This is a genomic window from Sporomusa sp. (genome assembly GCF_057736855.1).
On record NZ_JBYKYF010000414.1, the window covers coordinates 1 to 1099 of the forward strand.

The 1099-nt window shown below is 40.0% G+C and carries 1 protein-coding gene; it reads left to right on the forward strand.

Features of this window, described 5'->3' with window-relative positions; genetic code table 11:
* Nucleotides 1-215 precede the first annotated feature (215 nt).
* Nucleotides 216-1099: TOTE conflict system archaeo-eukaryotic primase domain-containing protein (locus AC29Z1_RS17015; protein ID WP_488272638.1), on the forward strand; the 884-nt coding region annotated here is incomplete at its 3' end.

Consider the following 1099-nt stretch of genomic DNA (forward strand, 5'->3'; position numbering starts at 1 on the left):
CCGTGACCCATTTTAGCAAGAAAATTCATCTGCTAGCAAGTAGGCGGGCAGAGAAAGCCTGCCATTTTTTCTTTTGCTGTTACAAAAGCCTCTCAACGGCTATCTTCTTAATAGAAGTGCATCACAAAACAGGGAAAACTCAAATCAATCACTGTTACAAAAAGGCGTCTTTATGCAAATAACTATTGGAAACACACTCAGGGGGAAGAGACAAGATGCTTGCCTCAAAGTTTCCCATTTGGTGGAAACCGGAAAAAGTTGCCTACTATGAAGGCAATAGCTGGAAAACCGTAACAAACTATCAGCCTTCCATCTTTTGCAAGGATACTGTAGGCGTTTCACCTCTCGATGAAAACGGTAAGGCCTATTTTATAGCTTTCGATGTAGATACTGTCGAAGTAAAACCTGTTAAGCATTTACTGAAAGTATTTCCTGACAATGTAAAACCCTTAGTAAGTGTATCAGGAATGAAAGGTTATCACGTATGGCTATTTCTGGATAAGCCTTTGGAAGCTGATATAGCAACTGAGTTTGCTAAATTAGCCAGACAGAAAGCAGGAATCCAGTGTGAAATATTTCCATCTTCAAGGCGCAGTAAGTGCTTAAAACTGCCAGGAAGCTTACACCCTAAAACCGGTGCAATGGAGGAGTTTATTGATTTTAAAACTTGTCATTTCTTTGACACTCAAATTGTATGCCAAATGTTGGCAAAAGGATACTATCGCACTCCATATACAGCTATAGTAGATTGGGTAAATGTAGAAGGCGCTAATATTCCTCAATTAGTAACAAGAACAAAGGAAACGTACAACGAATTAGCTGCCTCCGAAGATTTAGCAGCATTTCTACTTCAATTAGCAGGCAGAAGTTTTCATGGACTTGGTAAGCCTTTCCGCTGCATTTTACCAGGTCATGAGGAAAGGTATCCTTCAGCACAATTTTACCGTAGTAGTAACGGTACTATCGTTTATCATGATTACCACTGTTCAAAATATGGAACTCCAGAATTTCTAACGCTAGCTGAAGCGTATTACGCCCTAATGACTGGTAAAATCATCAAACTTACTCCCGTAGAAGGCGGAAGGTGGCTTGCTGAATT